Annotated in this window: 15 protein-coding genes and 1 pseudogene; 4 read left to right on the top strand and 12 right to left on the bottom strand. The window is 61.1% G+C overall.

All coding sequences use genetic code 11. The features are described 5' to 3' along the window. The 6 genes from AW06_RS04625 to AW06_RS04650 form a co-directional block, all read right to left on the bottom strand. Positions 1 to 1,215, bottom strand: a complete 1,215-nt coding sequence (locus AW06_RS04625; protein ID WP_034946243.1) for an efflux RND transporter periplasmic adaptor subunit — start codon at positions 1,213 to 1,215, stop codon at positions 1 to 3. A gap of 492 nt (positions 1,216 to 1,707) precedes the next feature. Beyond that, the gene (locus tag AW06_RS04630) at positions 1,708 to 2,838 is read right to left on the bottom strand and encodes an ABC transporter permease (RefSeq protein ID WP_034946246.1); all 1,131 of its coding nucleotides are present in this window, start codon (positions 2,836 to 2,838) and stop codon (positions 1,708 to 1,710) included. Positions 2,839 to 2,842: 4 nt separating this feature from the next. Beyond that, on the bottom strand, positions 2,843 to 3,769 hold the full coding sequence (locus AW06_RS04635) for an ABC transporter ATP-binding protein (RefSeq protein WP_034946249.1): 927 nt from the start codon (positions 3,767 to 3,769) through the stop codon (positions 2,843 to 2,845). Next, positions 3,766 to 4,734 carry an HlyD family efflux transporter periplasmic adaptor subunit gene (locus AW06_RS04640; RefSeq protein ID WP_034946251.1) on the bottom strand — a complete coding sequence of 323 codons (969 nt, stop codon included), beginning with the start codon at positions 4,732 to 4,734 and terminating at the stop codon, positions 3,766 to 3,768. The genes AW06_RS04635 and AW06_RS04640 overlap by 4 nt, the downstream gene beginning before the upstream one ends. 85 nt (positions 4,735 to 4,819) lie before the next feature. After that, the gene (locus AW06_RS04645; protein ID WP_034946255.1) at positions 4,820 to 5,398 is read right to left on the bottom strand and encodes a TlpA disulfide reductase family protein; all 579 of its coding nucleotides are present in this window, start codon (positions 5,396 to 5,398) and stop codon (positions 4,820 to 4,822) included. Next, positions 5,395 to 6,726: a cbb3-type cytochrome c oxidase subunit I gene (locus AW06_RS04650; RefSeq protein WP_171047276.1), complete on the bottom strand. Its 1,332-nt coding sequence runs from the start codon at positions 6,724 to 6,726 to the stop codon at positions 5,395 to 5,397. The genes AW06_RS04645 and AW06_RS04650 overlap by 4 nt, the downstream gene beginning before the upstream one ends. 271 nt (positions 6,727 to 6,997) lie before the next feature. Between AW06_RS04650 and AW06_RS19895 the strand changes: the two genes are divergently transcribed. After that, positions 6,998 to 7,228, top strand: a complete 231-nt coding sequence (locus AW06_RS19895; RefSeq protein WP_138677872.1) for a hypothetical protein — start codon at positions 6,998 to 7,000, stop codon at positions 7,226 to 7,228. Here the strand turns inward: AW06_RS19895 and asd are convergent. After that, positions 7,164 to 8,060: an archaetidylserine decarboxylase gene (gene asd / locus AW06_RS04660; protein ID WP_273704382.1), complete on the bottom strand. Its 897-nt coding sequence runs from the start codon at positions 8,058 to 8,060 to the stop codon at positions 7,164 to 7,166. The two genes, AW06_RS19895 and asd, sit on opposite strands and share 65 nt — an antisense overlap. A 211-nt stretch (positions 8,061 to 8,271) precedes the next feature. Between asd and rimO the strand changes: the two genes are divergently transcribed. Next, a complete protein-coding gene (rimO, locus tag AW06_RS04665; protein ID WP_034946261.1) occupies positions 8,272 to 9,597 on the top strand; it encodes a 30S ribosomal protein S12 methylthiotransferase RimO in 1,326 nt (441 codons plus the stop codon). Between the two features lie 9 nt (positions 9,598 to 9,606). Here rimO and AW06_RS04670 read toward each other — a convergent pair whose 3' ends face one another. From AW06_RS04670 to map, 5 genes are all read right to left on the bottom strand, one after another. Beyond that, complete coding sequence (locus tag AW06_RS04670; protein WP_138677873.1) at positions 9,607 to 10,764, bottom strand: nucleotidyltransferase family protein; 1,158 nt, start codon at positions 10,762 to 10,764, stop codon at positions 9,607 to 9,609. Beyond that, positions 10,713 to 11,660, bottom strand: a complete 948-nt coding sequence (locus AW06_RS04675; RefSeq protein WP_046534787.1) for an HprK-related kinase A — start codon at positions 11,658 to 11,660, stop codon at positions 10,713 to 10,715. The genes AW06_RS04670 and AW06_RS04675 overlap by 52 nt, the downstream gene beginning before the upstream one ends. Continuing rightward, the gene (locus AW06_RS04680) at positions 11,657 to 11,908 is read right to left on the bottom strand and encodes a hypothetical protein (protein ID WP_046534786.1); all 252 of its coding nucleotides are present in this window, start codon (positions 11,906 to 11,908) and stop codon (positions 11,657 to 11,659) included. Before AW06_RS04680 ends, AW06_RS04675 begins: the two co-directional genes overlap by 4 nt. Positions 11,909 to 12,691: 783 nt before the next feature. Further along, positions 12,692 to 15,274 carry a [protein-PII] uridylyltransferase gene (locus AW06_RS04685; protein WP_034946268.1) on the bottom strand — a complete coding sequence of 861 codons (2,583 nt, stop codon included), beginning with the start codon at positions 15,272 to 15,274 and terminating at the stop codon, positions 12,692 to 12,694. Positions 15,275 to 15,279: 5 nt separating this feature from the next. Continuing rightward, entirely contained in the window at positions 15,280 to 16,080 is an 801-nt protein-coding gene (gene map, locus AW06_RS04690; RefSeq protein ID WP_034946271.1) for a type I methionyl aminopeptidase, read from the bottom strand. A gap of 477 nt (positions 16,081 to 16,557) precedes the next feature. Here map and AW06_RS04695 point away from each other — a divergent pair, with 477 nt between their 5' ends. Next, on the top strand, positions 16,558 to 17,589 hold the full coding sequence (locus AW06_RS04695; protein WP_034946274.1) for an IS110 family transposase: 1,032 nt from the start codon (positions 16,558 to 16,560) through the stop codon (positions 17,587 to 17,589). 478 nt (positions 17,590 to 18,067) lie between these two features. Next, positions 18,068 to 18,366, top strand: a pseudogene (locus AW06_RS04700) (hypothetical protein); the annotation flags it as partial.

Here is an 18,366-nt window from a genome sequence, read left to right on the forward strand (position 1 = left end):
TTACCCCTTGCTCGCCGGCGCCGGCGCAGCCGGCTTGTCACCGGGCTTGGCCGGGGCGGCGACGGCTGGCGCATCCGCGACAAAGGGCTTCGGACTGACGGTCATTCCCGCGCGGACCTTCTGCGTTCCCTCGGCGATTACCTGATCGCCGGGCTGCAGCCCCTTGCTGATGATCCAGTCCGAACCGATGCGCTCGCCTACGCTGACCGGACGGATGTCGGCCTTGTTGTCGGCGCCGACGACCGCCACCAGGTACTTGCCCTGGATTTCGGTAACCGCACGCTGTGGGACGAGCAACGCGCCCTTCTCGACCGCCATCGTTGCCCGCACCTTCCCGTACTGACCGGGGCGGAGGAGGTTTTTCGGATTCGGGAACAATGCCGCAACCTTGAAAGTGCCGGTGCTCGAGTCAACCTGCCGGTTGAGCACGAAGAACTTTCCGGGGTGGGGATAGAGCGAGCCGTCGACGAGGAACAGTTCAAGCGGCACCTGCTTGCTGGCGTCCGTTCTCTCGCCGGCAACCTTGAGGTATTCCCGCTCACTGATGTTGAAATAGACCTTGATCGGGTCCACGGTCGACACCGTGGTCAGTTCGGTCGGCATGCTCGGGCTGAGGAGGTCGCCGATCTGCGCCTTGGCGATGCCGGCAATACCGGTCACCGGCGAGGTGATCTTCGTGAAAGCCAGATTCAGTTTCGCAGTCCGTAGCGAGGCGTCGGCGGCTTCGAGCGACGCCTTGGCGGAAAGATCGGCGCCGGTGGTGTCGTCGAGGTCCTTCTGACTGACGGCGTTCATGGCCGCCAGCGGCTTGATGCGGGCGAGGTTGGCGCGGGTCGTCTCGTAGCGGGCTGCCTGCTGGGCGCGTAATCCCTTGGCCTCGTCAACAGCGGCCTCGAAAGTGCGTGGGTCGATTTCGAACAGGGGTTGTCCCTGTTTGACGAGGTCGCCCTCGCGGTAGTTCTGCTTGATCAGATAGCCGGTGACCTGTGGCCGGATGACGGCATTGACGTTGCCGTCCAGCGAGCCAATCCATTCCATGTAGATCGGTACGTCCCTTTGCGAGACGGTGACGATCTCGACGACCGGCACCGCTGGTGGTGCCGCCTTTTCCTTATCGCAGGCAGCGGTCAGCAGCAGCGCGGCGCTGGCCAGCCCGGCAAGTGCGCAGCGGCAAGTCCAATCTGCGGATATGAAAGGGGACGGGATAGACCTCATGGTGGCTCCTGCTGGGCGAAAATGGGAGTGACTGGTGTTGATGAACGGGAAAGTCGCGTGGTCGTGCTGCAAACAAATGCTCAACTCTGGAGAGTCATTGCCTGCCGGTTCTGTCGGGCGACGACCCGCATTCATTATCGGTCAACTGGTGGGTGTAATCCAGCGTCAATCGTCAGGCAATCGAGTGTCGAGTCGCGATTCTGCGAGCCGTACGGTCACTGTTTGGCCCCCAACGACAACGGGCACCAGCAATCCACGACTTAGCCATGAACGCAGCGAAATCCTGCGCAGTCGTCCTTCGCACGACCTCGGCCAGGTACTCGGCATGGTCGGATTTGACTCACGCACCGGTGCCGCCGATTCTTGACATGATGGGCCGGTTCTTCAGGCAAGCTTGTGGCTGGTGCGAATGCCACGACACCAAAGGACTGATATCAGGAGAAAAAAGCAAGACGTGTTCGCATGCCCTTTGCGCATGACCATGGGCGGACCTCAGTCCAGCGTTCTGCGAAAGGTCTTCAGCCCGACGCCAAGGACCACCGCGATGAAGGCGAGGATCGGCCAGACTTGTTCCCAGAGCATGTCGACGCCGTTGCCCTTGAGCAGGATGCCACGTACCAGGAGCAAAAAATGCGTTAGCGGCAGGATATTGCCGATCGCCTGCGCCCATTCCGGCATGCCGCGAAAGGGAAACATGAAACCCGAGAGCAGCATCGATGGCAGGAAGAAGAAGAAGGTCATCTGCATGGCCTGCAACTGGTTGCGGGCAATCGAGCTGAAGGTGATGCCGAGCGTCAGGTTGGCGCAGATGAACAGCAGCACCACTGCGTAGAGCAGCAACAGGCTGCCGTGCATCGGTACGTCGAAGAGCCAGCGTGCGGCAAGCAGGATCAGCGTGACCTGAACCAGACCGATCAGGATGTACGGAACGATCTTGCCGGTCATCACTTCGAGGGGGGTGGCCGGCGTCGCGAGGAGGTGCTCGAAGGTGCCCCGTTCGCGCTCGCGAGTCATCGCCAGACCGGTCATCAAGACCATGGTCATGGTCAGGATGACACCGAGCAATCCTGGCACGACGTTGTAGGCAGTGATCCCCTCGGGGTTGTAGCGGCGATGGATGCGCAGTTCGACCGGTGGCGTCGGCACCCGTTGCAGCCCCGGCAGGTCGGGGGCGAAGACCTCGATGCCGAGACTCTTGAGCACCGAGATGGCACCGCCGGTGGCCATCGGGTCGGTGGCGTCGGCTTCGACCAGCAGCGTCGGACTCCTGCCGCGCACCAGGTCGCGATGGAAACCGGGCGGGAAGGTGACGACGAACTGCACCTTGCTGCGGTCGAGGAGTTCGCTGGCCTGATGCTCATCGACCTGGCCGACGATCCGGAAATAGTCGCTGTGGGCCATGGCGGCGACGTAGGCGCGCGCGAAAGGGCCGGGGTCGGCCATGACCACGGCGGTCGGCAGGTGTTTCGGGTCGGAATTGATGGCGAATCCGAAGAGCAGGAGCTGGATGATCGGGATGCCGACGATCATCCCGAAGGTCAGCCGGTCGCGTTTCAACTGGATGAATTCCTTGAGCAGGATGCCGACCCAGCGGGAAAAGGAGAAGCGGGAGAAATGTTCCATGCGCTCAGTCGGCGAAGGGGTCCTGGGCATGCTGCATGAGGTGAATGAAAGCGTCCTCGAGCGAGGGTGCCACGGTGGTGATGCGTACCTCGCGAAGCTGCGAGAGCGCCTGCAGGCTCGCCTGCAGACGGGCTCCGTCCTGACCGCTGACGTGCAGCGTCGCACCGAAGCTTGCCACCTGGTCGACACCGGCCATCCCGCGCAGATCTTCGGCCAGGCGGTGGACGCCGTCGCCGCTGACTTCCCAGGTGCTCAGACGGCAACCGGCGACGACCTCGCTGGCGGTGCCATTGGCCAACAGGCTGCCGTAGGCGATGTAGGCCAGACGATGGCAGCGTTCGGCTTCGTCCATGTAGTGCGTGGACACCAGGATGGTGATCCCGGCGGCAGAAAGGCGGTGGATTTCCTCCCAGAAATCACGCCGTGCCTTGGGATCGACGCCGGCGGTCGGCTCGTCGAGAAGCAGCAGCCGGGGTTGATGGAGCAGACACGCGGCGAGCGCCAGGCGCTGCTTCCAGCCACCCGAGAGGGTGCCGGCCAGCTGTCGGCGCCGGCCGCTCAGGCCGAGTTCATCGAGAGATCGATCGATGGCCTTTTGGCGTTCGCGCATGCCGAACATGCGTGCCACGAAATCGAGGTTTTCGCCGATCGAGAGGTCGTCCCACAAGGAGAACTTCTGGGTCATGTAGCCTACCTGGCGCTTGATCGCGGCGCTTTCCCGGAGGACGTCGAGTCCGAGGCAGGTACCGCGACCACTATCCGGCGTCAGCAGGCCGCAGAGCATGCGGATCGAGGTCGTCTTGCCGCTGCCGTTGGGGCCGAGGAAGCCGTAGATCTCCCCCTGGCGGACCTGCAGGCTCAGATCCTTGACCACGTGCTTGTCACCGAAGCGTTTGTTGATGCCGGCAACGTCGATGACCAAGCCGTTCATCGGCTGCCGAGGCGCACGTCTACCGGCAGTCCGGGCCGCAGTCGGGCAGCCTGTTCCGGCGCCGGCACGGCTTCGACGCGGAAGACGAGTTTCTCGCGGCTGCCGCGGCTGTAGATTACCGGTGGCGTATATTCGGCTTCGGGGGCGATGAAATCGATGCTCGCGCGGATCGCTTCGGCACAGCCGTCGCAGTGCGCTTCGACGGGCTGGCCTGGTCGGATGCCGGCGATCAGCGCTTCCGGCACGTAAAAGCGCAGGCGCCGGCGAGCATCGGGCAACAGGCTGGCGACCGCCGCACCGGCCGGTACCCATTCACCAGGCTGATAGTAGGTATCGGCCACCTCGCCGTCGGCTGGGGCGGTGACCGCCTTGCGTTCGACCAGCCAGCGTTTCTGCGCCGCCACTGCCGCCGCTGCCTCGACCTCGGCGGCGGCGCTGCGCACCTCGCCCTGGCGGCCGAGCGAAATCCGGAAGCTTGCCAGTTGCTGCCGGACGGCTTCGAGTTGTGCGGCATCACGATCTCGCGTCGCTTTTGCTTCGTCGAGTCTGGCCTGCGAGACAAAATTACGTTGCGCCAGCGCCTGCTGTTGACCAAGCTGCGTTTGCGCCAGTTGCAATGCCGCCTCGGCTGCACGCACCTGTGCCTCGAGGGCAGCGATCTCGGGTGGTCGGCGGGGTTCGCCGAGGTTCGAGAGTTTTTCACGGGCCGAACTGGTGCGCGCTTCGGCTTCGGCCAGGGTCTGTGAATCCGGGTCGGCAGCGACCGCAAAGATCGTCTGCCCGGCCTTGATGCGGCTACCGCGGGGGCTGTCGATTGTTTTCAGGTAACCTGCCTGCGGCGCCGCCAGATACAGGAATTCACCCTCGACGTAGCCCTGGAAGAAGGGCGGCCGTTCGTTCCCGCAGGCGGCGAGAACGGCCAGCAGCGCGACGGCGAGCGGGAGGCAATGGCATGGCGAACTCATGGGGTGACATTCTACGGCGAATTGTCGCAGGCTGAAGCGGCTATCCCTTGGGCAAAACACAAGTTTCGGGTGATGCCTTGCCCGCTTACCGCGGGGCGAGGCGCTGCAGGATCGAGTTCAGTCGGGACTCGTCGAGCCGACCCAGGCGGCTACCCTGCACCCGGCCGTCAGGGCCAATCACCAATGTATAGGGCAGGCCCTTGATCTGCAGGCCAGGCATCTGGCTGGCAGCCGGATCGGCGACCAGGAGCGGATAGGAGATCGGCGTGGCCTTGACGAAGGCCTGCATGTTTTCCACATTGTCGATACCGATGCCGACAAACTGTACGCCTTGCGCCGCATATTGGCGCTGCAGGCGTGAGAAGGCGGGTATTTCCTCGACGCAAGGGGCGCACCAGCTGGCCCAGTAATTGACCACCAGAATCTTGTCACGCCACTGCGCAATCGCCTGCGGGCGCCCGTCGAGATCGGGCAGCGTCAGCCCCATGACTGCATCGGCCTGTGCCTGCTCCTGCGCTGGCGACAGTTGCTGTGACGAGATCAAGGCGGAGGGAATATCATTGACCGGCATACGATTCTGCTCGATCAGGCGATAACCCAGCCAACCAATCGTCGCCAGCGTCGCCACCCCGGCCGTTACCGCCAGCCCCAGTGCTTGCTTCATCGTCCGCTGTGCCGCGACATCGCCTTGAGACAGACGAGAACGAACATCAGTCCCCCAATGACCGCGATCAGGCCGCCGAGGCCCATCATGCCCATGCCGATCTTCTGCGGCAGCGTCGTCAGCAACTGATCGGCACCGGCCACCTTGCGCTGCACGCCATAACCCCCCGACCACGCCAGACCGAGCACGTGCAACAACTGCCCGGCGCCATAGACGTGAGGCTGCCAGACCGCCATGCGGCCCGTTGCGTGGTCGAAGCCGAGCTTCGGCAGCAGCACATAGGCGAGTCCCATGAAGGCCAGTGTCACACCGACCGTCGATCCGTGGTAATGCGCCGGAATGACGACGTTCACCCCTTCAATCAGATAACCGAGCACTCCCCCGAGCGCAAACAGGATGAAGGACGCCAGAAGAGCGGACCTGGCAGGGCTGTCGGGATTCGTCGGCATGCCGCGCAAGCGCCACAGCGACAGGGCGCCGAGCAGAATCAACGGCCCCATGTAGGGGTGGCCCCAGAGCATCAGTTTGGCGAACAGCTCCATATGTGGCAGCGAGCCGACCGGCACCAACAGATAGATTGCCGGTACGGCCAGCAGTGGCAGTGCCGCGACCAGGAACAGCACCGACAGCGCGCGTGCCGAAACCCGCAACCGACGGCCGAGTTGCTCTGCGATCCACAGCCAGGCGACAACCATCAGCAGTGCATGCTGGAACTGCAGAGCGTGTCCGCCACCCCAGAACAATACTTCGTAATATATCATTCCCTCGACCCAGGGTACCTGCGCCCAGGATATGTAGAAGGCGCCCAGCGCCAGCAAGGCCGCGACGGCACCGAGAAAGGCGCCGAGGAGCAGCGGCTCGGCAAGCGGGCGCTGTGGCCAGGTGGTGACCAGGGCGCGCAGCACGGTCAGGCTCAAGCCGGCAGCGAAGATCCAGATCGAGGTAAAAAAGAGGGGTTGCTTGAGTACCGGGATATAATTGTTGAGCATTGGTTCGGCGCCGGGGAAGAACGGTGAAACGGTCATCAGCGCCGTTCCCAGCGCTGCCAGGCCGAAACCGATCCAGCCGAGCCACGTCAAGCTGGCGCTGCCGACGGCGCTCCAGATCACTGCGGCAAAGGCCATGAACCAGACGGCTACCGACAGGTCGACATGCACCACCAGCGCAGCCCGGAACAGATCCTTTAGCGGAAAGACATCCTGAATCCCCGGTGTCCGTGACAGGACCAGCAGTACCGCCAGCAGACCCGAACCGATCAGCGCCATCACCCCCAGCCACAGCCAGGCGCGCGCCAGGTGGGTGGGGGCTCCCGAAGCGATCGCCGGCATCACTGACGCTCGTGAAAAAACTGTCAAACCATTTGAATCCACTGCCGCCTCGCGCAAAAAACCAATAAGTATAAGTTCGAAAACCGAGAAGTAGTTCCTTGCCATTTCGCCGGTGCAACACATAATTCGTTTGCTTCGAACGAGATTCCTGGCCCAGCACGAACGGTGCTCTGGCAGCCTGATGCGTCGGCATCCTGCCTGCCCGCGGGGATTCGTCAGGTACAGACAGCGCCATCACCACTGCCATCATCGCACGCGAGGAATCCTGAACATGAGGACCCTGGGAATCATCTTCGTTGCCGCCTTCGTGGCGGCCTTCGCCAGTATCGCCGCCAAAGTCCCGCTGATTACGACCGGCAGCTTTGCCCGGGTCGCCGTCAGCGCGGCAATCATTGCCGCGCTGCCAACGCTGGTCTGCTGGGGAATCGCCCGGATCATCAGGTTCTACCGGAATTGTCGCCTGATCCCTCGGGTGCAGGCCGAGATCGTTCGGCAGGAGTAGCCATCATCTCGCCCATGCGGATCTGGCGGGCGGGCGCCCAGGCCGGGTTGAAGTGGAGCGTGTCTTTCGGGAAGAGTACGACCACCGTCGAGCCGAGCAGGAAGCGGCCCATTTCATCGCCTTTCTTGAGGACGATCTGCTGATCGTCGTAGCGCCATTCCCGAATTTTGCGGACACGCGGTGGGTTGACGGTGCCATGCCAGACGGTGGCCATGCTGCCGACGATGGTCGCGCCGACCAGGATCAGGACGAATGGGCCAAACCCGGCCTCGAAGACGCAAACGACCCGCTCGTTGCGGGCGAACAATCCCGGTACGCCACGTGCGGTCGCCGGATTGACCGAGAATAGCGCGCCGGGAACATGGATCATTCGCGTCAGGCGGCCGTCAACCGGCATGTGAATTCGGTGATAGTCGCGCGGACTGAGGTAGAGGGTGGCGAAAGCGCCGTTCTCGAAGCGGGCGGCGAGTGAGCGGTCGCCGCCGACGAGGGCGACGGTCGAATAGCGATGACCTTTGGCCTGAAAAATCTGGTCGTGTTCGATGGCGCCAAACTGACTGATCGCACCGTCGACCGGACAGAGAAAAGCGGCGTCGGCAAGCGGCCGGGCACCGGCACGCAGCGGTCGGGTAAAGAACTCGTTGAAGCTCCTGTAGCTGATCGGATCGGTATCGACGGCCTCGCTCAGGTCAACGCCGTAGCGCTGAACGAACCAGCGGATGACACGGGTCGTCAGGCCGCCGGCCTCACTCTCGGCGAGCTTGCCGGCGATTGTGCTCAGGGCTTGTTTGGGCAGAAAGTATTGGGACAGTACGGCAAGACGGTCGGACACGATTGAACCTGTGGGAGTGAAGGCGCCATTATACGGGTTCAGGCAACACTTTCATGCGCACCCGGCGCTGCCCGGAACACGAACCAGGAGGGATCGTCCGGTATCGATGCTGTTCCCTATGGCTACCCGGCCCGACCGCCCGACCGCTGTCCTGCATCATGAAAACGGAGCTGGCTGTATACTCGCAGCCTTTTCATTCGGGTAGCGCTTCATGTCCAGACCGAAAAGCATAGGTGTGGTTTCCCTTGGGTGCCCAAAGGCGCTCGTCGACTCGGAACAGATTCTCACCCGGTTGCGCGCCGAGGGCTATCTGATTTCGCCTTCCTACGAAGGCGCTGATCTGGTCGTCGTCAACACCTGCGGTTTCATCGATGCCGCGGTAGAGGAGTCGCTCGACGCCATCGGCGAGGCTCTGACCGCGAACGGCAAGGTGATCGTCACCGGTTGCCTGGGTGCCAGGGAAGAAGTGATCCGCCAGGCGCACCCGCAGGTACTGGCGGTGACCGGCCCGCATGCCGCCAACGAAGTGCTGCAGCAAGTGCATGCGCATTTGCCGCAGCCGCACGACCCGTTCTCCAGCCTGGTCCCGCCGCAGGGCATCAAGCTGACGCCGCAGCATTTTGCCTACCTGAAGATTTCCGAGGGCTGCAATCACAGTTGCACTTTCTGTATCATCCCCTCGATGCGCGGACCTCTGGTCAGCAGACCGATCGGTGAGGTGCTGCAGGAAGCCAGAACGCTGGCCGACGCCGGCGTGCGCGAACTGCTCATCATTTCGCAGGACACCAGCGCCTACGGTGTCGATGTGAAGTACCGAACCGGCTTTGTCGGTGGTCGTCCGTTGCGGACCCGGCTGCAGGAACTCTGCGAAGCGCTGGCGGAGCTGGGCATCTGGGTGCGCCTGCACTACGTCTATCCGTATCCGAGCGTCGACGCGCTGTTGCCGCTGATGGCCGAGGGCAAGCTGCTGCCGTACCTCGATGTGCCTTTCCAGCACGCCAGCCCGCGCATTTTGAAGGCCATGAAGCGTCCGGCGAGTGCCGAGAACAATCTCGAACGGATTCAGGCGTGGCGGGCCGTCTGCCCCGAGATCACGGTGCGTAGCACCTTCATCACTGGCTTCCCAGGAGAGAGTGAAGCGGAATTCGAAGAATTGCTGGCTTTCATCGCGGCGGCACGCCTCGATCGCGTCGGCTGTTTCGCCTATTCGCCGGTTGCCGGCGCGGCAGCCAATGCCTTGCCGGGTGCGCTGCCAGAGGAGCTTCGCGAGGAACGCCGGCTTCGTCTGATGGAGTTGCAGGAAGATATTTCCGCAGAGTTGCTGGCGGCGAAGATCGGGCGTGAAATCGACGTCCTGGTCGACGAGGTGGACGAGGAGGGAACGATCGCCCGTTCGGCCGCCGATGCGCCGGAAATCGATGGCCTGGTGTTCGTCAATGATCATTTCGACGCCAAACCGGGTGACTTTCTGCGGGTGCGGGTGGTCGATGCCGACGAGCACGATCTGTATGCCGAACTTGTGGCCGAGCCTGCCTGAGCAGCCTGCCTATTCGGCCTTGCGCGGCACCGCCGGACGTGGTCGCAGAGACTGCAGGCCTTTATGGGCCAGATGGCGGAGCAGCAGCTTGGGCGGCAGGCGCAGCCACTGGTGGCGGAGCAAGCCAAGTTGCGCGGCAAACCGCCGCGAGAAGGGTGGCGGTCGGTCCGGAATTCTTGGCAGCGTGCAACGGGGAAAGACCCAGTCCATCCAGCGGATGGCCGCTGCTGGTGGAGCGGCCAATGGCAGAGCGTCAGGTACCGCGGTGGCGAGCCACGCTTGGCAATAGCGTAGGGCATACCACAGGGGTCGCTGAAGATTGTGGCGTGCAGCGCGCACAGCGAGCGCCTGCCAGTCGCTTTCCGAGTGCAGGTGGGTGCGGATCAGGCTGTCGATATCGACCAGATCGCGCAGATTGGCGAACAGTTCGGAGTCCTGAAAAAGATGGACTGCTGCGTGCAGGATCTGATCCTGCGGATGCAGGACCAGGAATCGTTTCCCCTCGACCACCTGCAGGTCGGTGAACAGCAGGGCGGTGTCCGGCTTGAGACGGGCCGTCACCGGCGTGATCGTGTGGTGCAGGTCGAGTTCCACCGAACTTCCAGGACGGCGCATCGGGGGCAGTTCATGGCTCCATTCGCGGTAGTAGCGCTGGTCGTAGTCATTGATTTCTTCAGCTGCCCAACCGGCACCGAGCAGCGCGGCCTCGGCTCGCTTGAGATCGTTGTAGGCCACCATCAGGTCGACATCACCCGGTAGGCGGCCGCGCGCGCTTTCAAGGTCCTGCAAGATGTAGGCCGCGCCTTTGAGTACGACCACCGGGATCTCGGCCGGCATTGCTTGGGCCAGAGCCGCCAGCTCGACGCGCAGCACCTGGGTGCGATGTGCCGAATAGGCTGCTGCCGAGCGCAGATGACCCAGCACGCACCCCGGCACCTGCGGCAATAGTTCAGGATGCGACTGAATTCGGTGCGAGAGCACTCCCAGCAGCCTGGACTGCCGAGCGAGACGAATGATCCTGTCCCAATCGGCGAGACTGACACTGCGCACCTGCCTAGGGTCAATCAGCAAGGTCAACATGTCATGCATGCAGGGATCGACCCCTCCCAGGTTGCTCATGCCGCTGCCGCTGCTATGGTCGATGCCAAAAGCATTGCACGCAGGCATTCGATAGCCTCATCCAGCCGGCTGTATTCGAGTTCGAAGGCCGGACAAGCGTCGATGACATCGGCCACGGCATTGAAGGAGATCCGCCCGAGCAGATCGTAGTTGAAGCTGTTGAAAGCCAGGCGTGCAAAAGCTTCCTCTCTGGGTAGCCGACGGGTCGTCAGTGCGGCGCCTTCCCGAAAAAGGGGAAAAAGTACCAGATGCGGGCGGGCAGGCAGTCTCCTGGCATCAACGCTGGCCTCATCGGGAGCCAGGTGGACCACGTCTCCCTTGCGGGTTCCTCCGTAGACGGGGCCAAGGATCGCTTGGTCGGTGTAGGCGCGGATGACGTCGATCGAGCGATTCTTGAGTGCCACCGGCTTGAGCATTGGCCATAGCTGACCGGTGTGTGGGCAGAGTACGCCAAACTCGTCGGACAACAGCCGAAACCCGCGCAGCATCATGGCCGCCGTCAGCGTGCTCTTGCCGGAGCCAGGCGGTGCAGCCATGATCACGCCGCGATCATCAAGAGCCAGGACACCGGAGTGCAACAGGACATATTGGTTGAAGCGCTTTCCGAAACACCAGTTGACACCCCATTCGAAGTGGGGAAGCGCCTGCTCTCTGGGAAAGGGATCGAATGGCTGAATGCCGTCGATCAGGAAACGGGATTGCGGCCTAAAGATTGCCCGCAAGCCCTTTCCGGAACACACTTCGGTGTGAAAATCCGCAAAACTGGCTTCTTCAGCCAGTGAAAATGCCCCGTAGACCCGCTGAAAATCTCGCACGAAGGGCTGGAGGACGGTCCTGACACGGACCAATGCAGCGCCATAATCGAGCGTTACCGATGCCTCTGAAAAACGCTGTGCCAGCAGGCTTGGCGGCAGGTCTCGAATTCTCGGGCAGGCGGCAATCATCCGCCAAGGATGCCCATCTCCTCAAGAGAACGCAACACTTCTTTCATTTCGGGTGTGTCGATATCCACATCCAGCTCATCGCGCAGAAAATCGAAGGCTTGAGCCTGGGGTACCGGCCTGCCCTCGTTGATTTCAGCGAGGGCCTCAAAAATGATCGCTGCCGCAGGGGACAGAATATGGGTCTGCCAGCTCGCCGAATCAAAGACGGCACCACCGTCTCCCAGTCTGCGGTACGAAATCTCGGCCAAGCAGGCTGCTCCCGCCTTGTGCAGCACAGGTTACGGCTAGGGAGCTCAGGGAATCAGAACATTGTCGCCATCCGCCGACCCCGGCGTACCCTGCGTAATCTGATAGAACGAATTCCAGCACGTTCCACCATACACATGCCCTTGACCATTATTGGCTAGCTGGTACGTTACCACTGGCTGGCCAGTACCCGGGTCTACCGTTGTGACCTTTGTGCGTACCCAGCCGTCCGGACCGGCGGTTTCCATGGGCGGGCTAGGCAGAGTCTGACTATTGGCAATGCAATGGGTGCTGCTGAACGCAGGAGGCGAATTAAGCACAGGCGCAGCGCCGGCATTTAACGTAAAGATGGCCGGCGCCGACGCGGCCGCCTTCAGCAGACGGCGGCGCTGCTGGGTTCGTTCTGATGGAGTCGTTGACATGTGTTTTCCTTGAGATCGATTTCTGCCTGAGCAACATACTCTAGCCTTCGTTGCGCGGAACGTTTGCGGACTGCATCACGTTACGTGCCATAGAAGCAGAATACATGCTGTCGCGCCACTGAACGTTCGTCGCCGAACACGCCTTGCTAGAGACAATAGCAAATTATGTGCCAATATTCAGATTTTTAGAAAAACATGATTTAAATTATAGAGATGTACCTTGTAGCCTAGAACTCTCAAGCTTCGTCAGAGTTTGATGTGTAAAAAAAACCGACAGCTTGCAGAATCTGCTGTTGTTCAAGTTGGGCCGGTGCGGCAGGGTTCTTCGGTTCTGGTCATTGCCTTGCACCAATGGCTAATCCATCAGAGTTTCAGGCGCTCCAGCAATTCCGTTTCCAGCCTGACACGGTTGGCCGCTTCACCGAGGCCTCCGCCGCTGATCAGGAAGGTATCTTCAACGCGCTCGCCGAGCGTCGAAATTTTTGCCGTGTGGAGACTAGCACAATGCGCGGCCAGGGTCATGGCGATCATGTACAGCAGTCCCGGACGATCGGCCGCAGCGATTGACAGGACATAGTGCGAGCCTTTTTCGTCCGGCTCGATGGTGACCAGCGGCTGAATCGGGAAGTGCCTGACCTGCCGCGAGAGGCGCCCGCTGCCGGGTGCCTCGGGCGGACTCTGGCGGTTGAGCCGCGCTTTCAGCTCGTGCTCGATATAGCTGATCATTGCACGGTCACTGCCGCGATCGCTGAGATCGAGCAGCATGAAGCTGTCCAGTGCATAGCCGTGACGGGTGGTGTGGATCTTGGCATCGACGATAGTGTAGCCGGCACGGCTGAAAAAGCCGACCAGGCGCGCGAACAGATCGCGCTGATCCTTCGTATAGATCAACACCTCCAGTCCTTCGCCCTGTGGGTTCACCCGTGCCTTGACCACCGGCTGCTCGACGCGAGTCCGATAGTGCAGGGCGCGCGTGTGCCAGGCGATTTCTTCAGCGGAATGGCGCAGGAAATACACCGTGTCGAGCTGCTTCCACAGACGTTGGTGCACCGCGTCGGGCAGCGCGAAGTAGCGCAGCAGGCGCAGGGCTTCCTGCTGGCGTTCCTCGATCAGGCCCTGCCTGACCGGTACCTGACCGCCCGCCAGCAGGGTGCGGCAGGTACTCCGGAAAAGCTGTTCGAGGAGCTGTCCTTTCCAGGTATTCCAGACTTTCGGACTGGTGCCACGAATGTCGGCGACAGTGAACAGGTAGAGGGCGACTAGGTGGCGTTCGTCCTTGACCATCGTGGCAAAGGTACCAAGGATGTCCGGATCGGCAATGTCCTGTTTCTGGGCGACGCTGGACATCAGTAGATGCCAGCGAACCAGCCAGACGATCAGTTGACTGTCCTCGGCCGCGATGCCGTGCTCGGCGCAAAACTCGGTAGCATCCACGGCACCGAGTTCCGAGTGGTCACCGCCGCGTCCCTTGCCGATGTCGTGGAACAGTGCCGCCACGTAGAGTACCCAGCAACGGGGGAAATCACTGATCAACTCGCTGCACAGCGGATACTCATGCGCGAATTCGTCGGCGAGAAAACGGCGCAGGTTGCGCAGGACCTGCAGGCTGTGCTGATCGACGGTATAGACGTGAAACAGATCGTGTTGCATCTGGCCGACAATCTTGCCGAAATTCGGCAGATAGCGACCCAGAATTCCGAACTGGTTCATCCGACGCAGCTCATGCAGAACGCCGCGCGGCTGTTTGAGGATTTCCAGAAAACAGGCGCGATTCTCGGGGTCACGGCGGAAATCGGCGTCAATCCGGGTCCGTGCATGCCACAAGGCGCGCAAGGTGCACGCCGTCATTCCCTGCAGATCGGAGTTTTTCTGCATCAACAGAAAAGCTTCGAGCATCGCCCCGGGATGCCTGTCGAAGATGTCTTCGTTAACCACATCCAGCAGGTCGTGCCGGTTCTGGAAGCGTTCATTGATCGGCAGGGGGCACTGCTCCGGCGGTGGTGATATTGCAGCGCCGATGTTCAACAGCAGGATCGTGTTGATCTGCGTGACTTCCTTGGCTGTTCGGTAGTAACCCTGCATCAGCCGTTCACTAGCCCTGCGGGTATCGGTGGGCACGAAACCCATCCGTTCGGCGAGTGCCGTCTGGAAATCAAACAGCAGACGGTCTTCGCGCCGGCCGACGTGCAGGTGCAGGTGCGTGCGCAGACGCTGCAGAAAACCGACACAGCGCTTCAGTTGCAGTTGTTCTTCCTGGGTGATGAAGCCGTGCTGCGCGAGATCTTCCCAGGAGTCACCGTAGCCAGCCGCACGGGCGATCCACAGGATTGTTTGCAGATCCCGCAGCCCACCCGGAGCTTCCTTGCAGTTGGGTTCCAGGCTGTAGGGAGAATCTTGGTAGCGGCGGTGACGCTGTTCCTGTTCCATCCGCTTCGCTTCGAAGAAGGCCTGTGGATCAATCTGTCCCTTGAGTTCTTTACAGGCATCCTGGAACAGTTCGCGATTCCCTGCCAACAGGCGTGCTTCGAGCAATGCAGTTTGAATCGTCAGGTCGGCGGCGGCGGTGTGCGAACACTCTTCGACGGTGCGCACGCTAGGAGCGATATCGAGAGCGATGTCGTAGAAGAGCGCAACCGCGCGCTCGAGTTGAGCAGTCAATACTTCGTCGGGCGCTTGTGGCAACAGCAACAGGATGTCAACATCAGAGGCGGGATAGAGTTCGCCGCGTCCGTAACCACCGACCGCCACCAAAGCCAGTGAAGCCGGCAATGCCAGTGTTCGCCACAGGTCGCAGAGGACTTCGTCTACCAGTTGGCAACGCTCGCGCAACAGGCGTGCCGCATCACCTTCGCCGAGATAACGCTCACGGATCGTCGTTTGGCCAGCATGCAGGCGTGACCTGCAACCGGCGACGATCGCCGAACGATCGAAGGCTTCACTGTTCATGCCAGCTACCTGATCCAGTCTGGCCGCAAAGCAGTCGCCTTCGACACGGTGAGGACTTCGTAGCCCGTGTCGGTCACCAGGATGGTATGCTCCCATTGTGCGGACAAGCTATGATCCTTGGTGACGATCGTCCAGCCATCGGCCATAGTTCGAATCGCGGCCTTGCCGGCATTGATCATCGGTTCGATGGTAAACACCATGCCGGCTTTGAGCTCGATGCCGGTATGCGGCCGCCCATAATGAAGTACCTGGGGTTCTTCGTGGAACTTGGCGCCGATGCCGTGGCCGCAGAACTCACGGACCACCGAATAGCCGGATTTCTCTGCATGTTGCTGAATCGCGTGACCGATGTCGCCGAGATGTGCGCCAGCACGGACCTGCACAATGCCCAGCCAGAGGCAATCGTAGGTGACCTCGCATAGCCGCCGCGCCTGCACAGAGGTTTCACCGACCTGAAACATGCGGCTGCTGTCGCCATGGTAGCCGTTGCTGATCACGGTCACGTCGAGGTTGACGATGTCGCCGTTTCTTAATTGCCGGTCACCCGGAACGCCGTGACAGACCTGGTGATTGATCGAAGTGCAAATCGACTTCGGATAAGGCTTGTAGCCGGGTGGGGCATAGTTGAGTGGCGCCGGAATGCAGCCTTGAACCTGCACGATGTAATCATGGCAAAGTTGATCGAGTTCGCCGGTGGTGACTCCAGACTTCACATAGGGCGCGATGTAGTCGAGCACCTCGGCGGTAAGGCGACCGGCGACGCGCATCTTTTCGATTTCTTGAGGAGTCTTGCAAGTAATGCTCATGCGTTGAGGCCAGTGCCAGGTTGAAGAGGAGCGAAGGATAAAGTAAGCGGGTAGCTTAGGCAATTGGACGGAGGGTCAATCCATCACCAACACTTGGCAAGATGGAGTTGGTGTTTCGTATGAGCCTTGATTGACTCTGTGGAGAAGGGAATGCCGACGCTCACATATCGAGTGACACTGGCGATGGTGAAACAGGAACCACTGGATTCTTACGCTGCATAAAGGATGTGTTTGTCACAGCGTATCCCCGACGAAGAGACTCTACGGCGCCATGTCGAAACCCATGTCCGCGATCGCAACACCAAAGCTCTTCCAGTCAAGGGGCGATCCACCGCACAGGATGCCTGGCGAAAGCTCTCTCGCCTCTATCCGCGTGTTTCTACATGACTAATGGGATGGTCGCCCCTTCCCGAAACGGCATCTGAGTGCCAAAGTGTGGCGAATGGAAATTCCCACTGAACGAGAGAGGCGACCGAGATGAAGATTACGACAATTGGTATCGATCTGGCAAAGAACGTGTTCCAGGTGCATGGCGTGGACGAACACGGCAAGACGGTGTTGAAGAAGCAACTCAAGCGGGATCAAATGATGCCGTTCTTCGCCAACCTGCCGCACTGTCGGATTGGCATGGAAGCCTACGGCAGCGCCCATTTCTGGGCGAATAAGCTGCAGGAGTTGGGGCACACCGTGAAGCTGATGGCCCCGCAGTTCGTGAAACCTTACGTCAAGACGAACAAGAATGATGCCGCAGATGCCGAAGTGATCTGCGAAGCGGTGAGCCAGCCGAACATGTGCTTCGTGCCGATCAAGAATGGCGGGCAGCAAGCGGTCCTGGCCCTGCACCGCGCCCGCCAGGGTTTCGTCAAGGCGAGGACGGTCCAGGCCAACCAGATTCGGGGCCTTCTGGCCGAATACGGCATCATCATCCCACAAGGCATTGTGCATATAGGCAAGCGCCTGCCCGAGATTCTGGAGGATGGCGAGAACGGGTTGCCAGGGACGTTTCGCCAATTGATTGACCGTCTTGGCAACCATCTGAAGGAACTCGACAAACAGGTGAATGAGTTGGAAGTCCAGATCCAGACTTGGCACCGGGAGAACGCCGCAAGCAAGAAACTCGCTCAGATTCCCGGACTTGGCCCGATCGCGGCGAGCTCCCTGGTGGCCTCGATTGGGGACGCCAAGAACTTCGAGAATGGCCGGCAACTGGCGGCCTGGCTGGGACTGGTGCCCCGACGGAATTCCAGCGGTGGCAAGCCGACGCTGCTTGGCATCAGCAAACGGGGCGACACCTATCTGCGGACCCTCTTGATCCACGGGGCACGAGCGGTGATCCGGGTGGCCGAGCGCAAAGCCGCGCATGCGGGCAGTTGGCTGGCGGGAGTGATGGAGCGACGCAACAAGAACGTAGCGGCGGTGGCGCTCGCCAACAAGAATGCCCGGATCGTCTGGGCGTTGCTGGTACACGGCCGGGACTACCAGGTCGATTACGGATCGGCGGCGGCATGAACACGGGTTTTCCACGGCGCCGGCCGCCTCTGGTGATAGAGGGACCGTCGGCGACCGGCGCCGTGGAAAACCCTGCGGTGGAGCAGCACAACGGCAGCAACCTTCAAGGAGAACCACCGATTGCACAGGCAATCATGACGTGATGGCGAGACAGGTCAGACCGTGGTCGATTCAACCTGATAGCAGTCATGCGCTTCGAGCGTGACCGACTGATGAGGCATCGACCAGCGAATTCCATCAGGGACAGGAGGCGGTAGCCTCGATCGAAGTCCGGATCTATGGCTGCAATCTCCACCTTTTCTTATCGTCATCGATTGAGGGCTTGGCACAACCGGGGCGACCATCTAGGCAGCTTCGTTCGCAACACCATCGCTGTCTGCCTGCGGGCGGCAAATTGTGGGCGAAAGTCCGCTCGGGAAAAGCGCTGGGCGAGATCGAATTCCTCTTGCACGCGCGTGGCAAAGAAGGTGCTCGTCTCGTGCGTCAGAAGCTCTTTGCCTGCCGCGTCAAGTTGCCCGATGGCCAGGGCAGTCTGTTTAGCGTGACCTGCGTGATTGCCCAGGAGATTGGGGCACCCAAAGATGTCAAGCCCATTGAATGGCGCTTGCTGACCAGTCGAGAGGCCGACAACCTCGAAGCGGTCGCGGAACTGATTGACTGGTATCGTGCGCGCTGGGCAATCGAAAGTGTGCCGCAGGCACAAAGAAAGGAGGTTCGTAATGGACAGACGAACTGTGTAGAAGCTACACGGAAGATGAGGGTAGGTCCCTCGGGGTC

This window comes from Candidatus Accumulibacter cognatus (assembly GCF_000584975.1).
In the GTDB taxonomy this organism is placed as follows: domain Bacteria; phylum Pseudomonadota; class Gammaproteobacteria; order Burkholderiales; family Rhodocyclaceae; genus Accumulibacter; species Accumulibacter cognatus.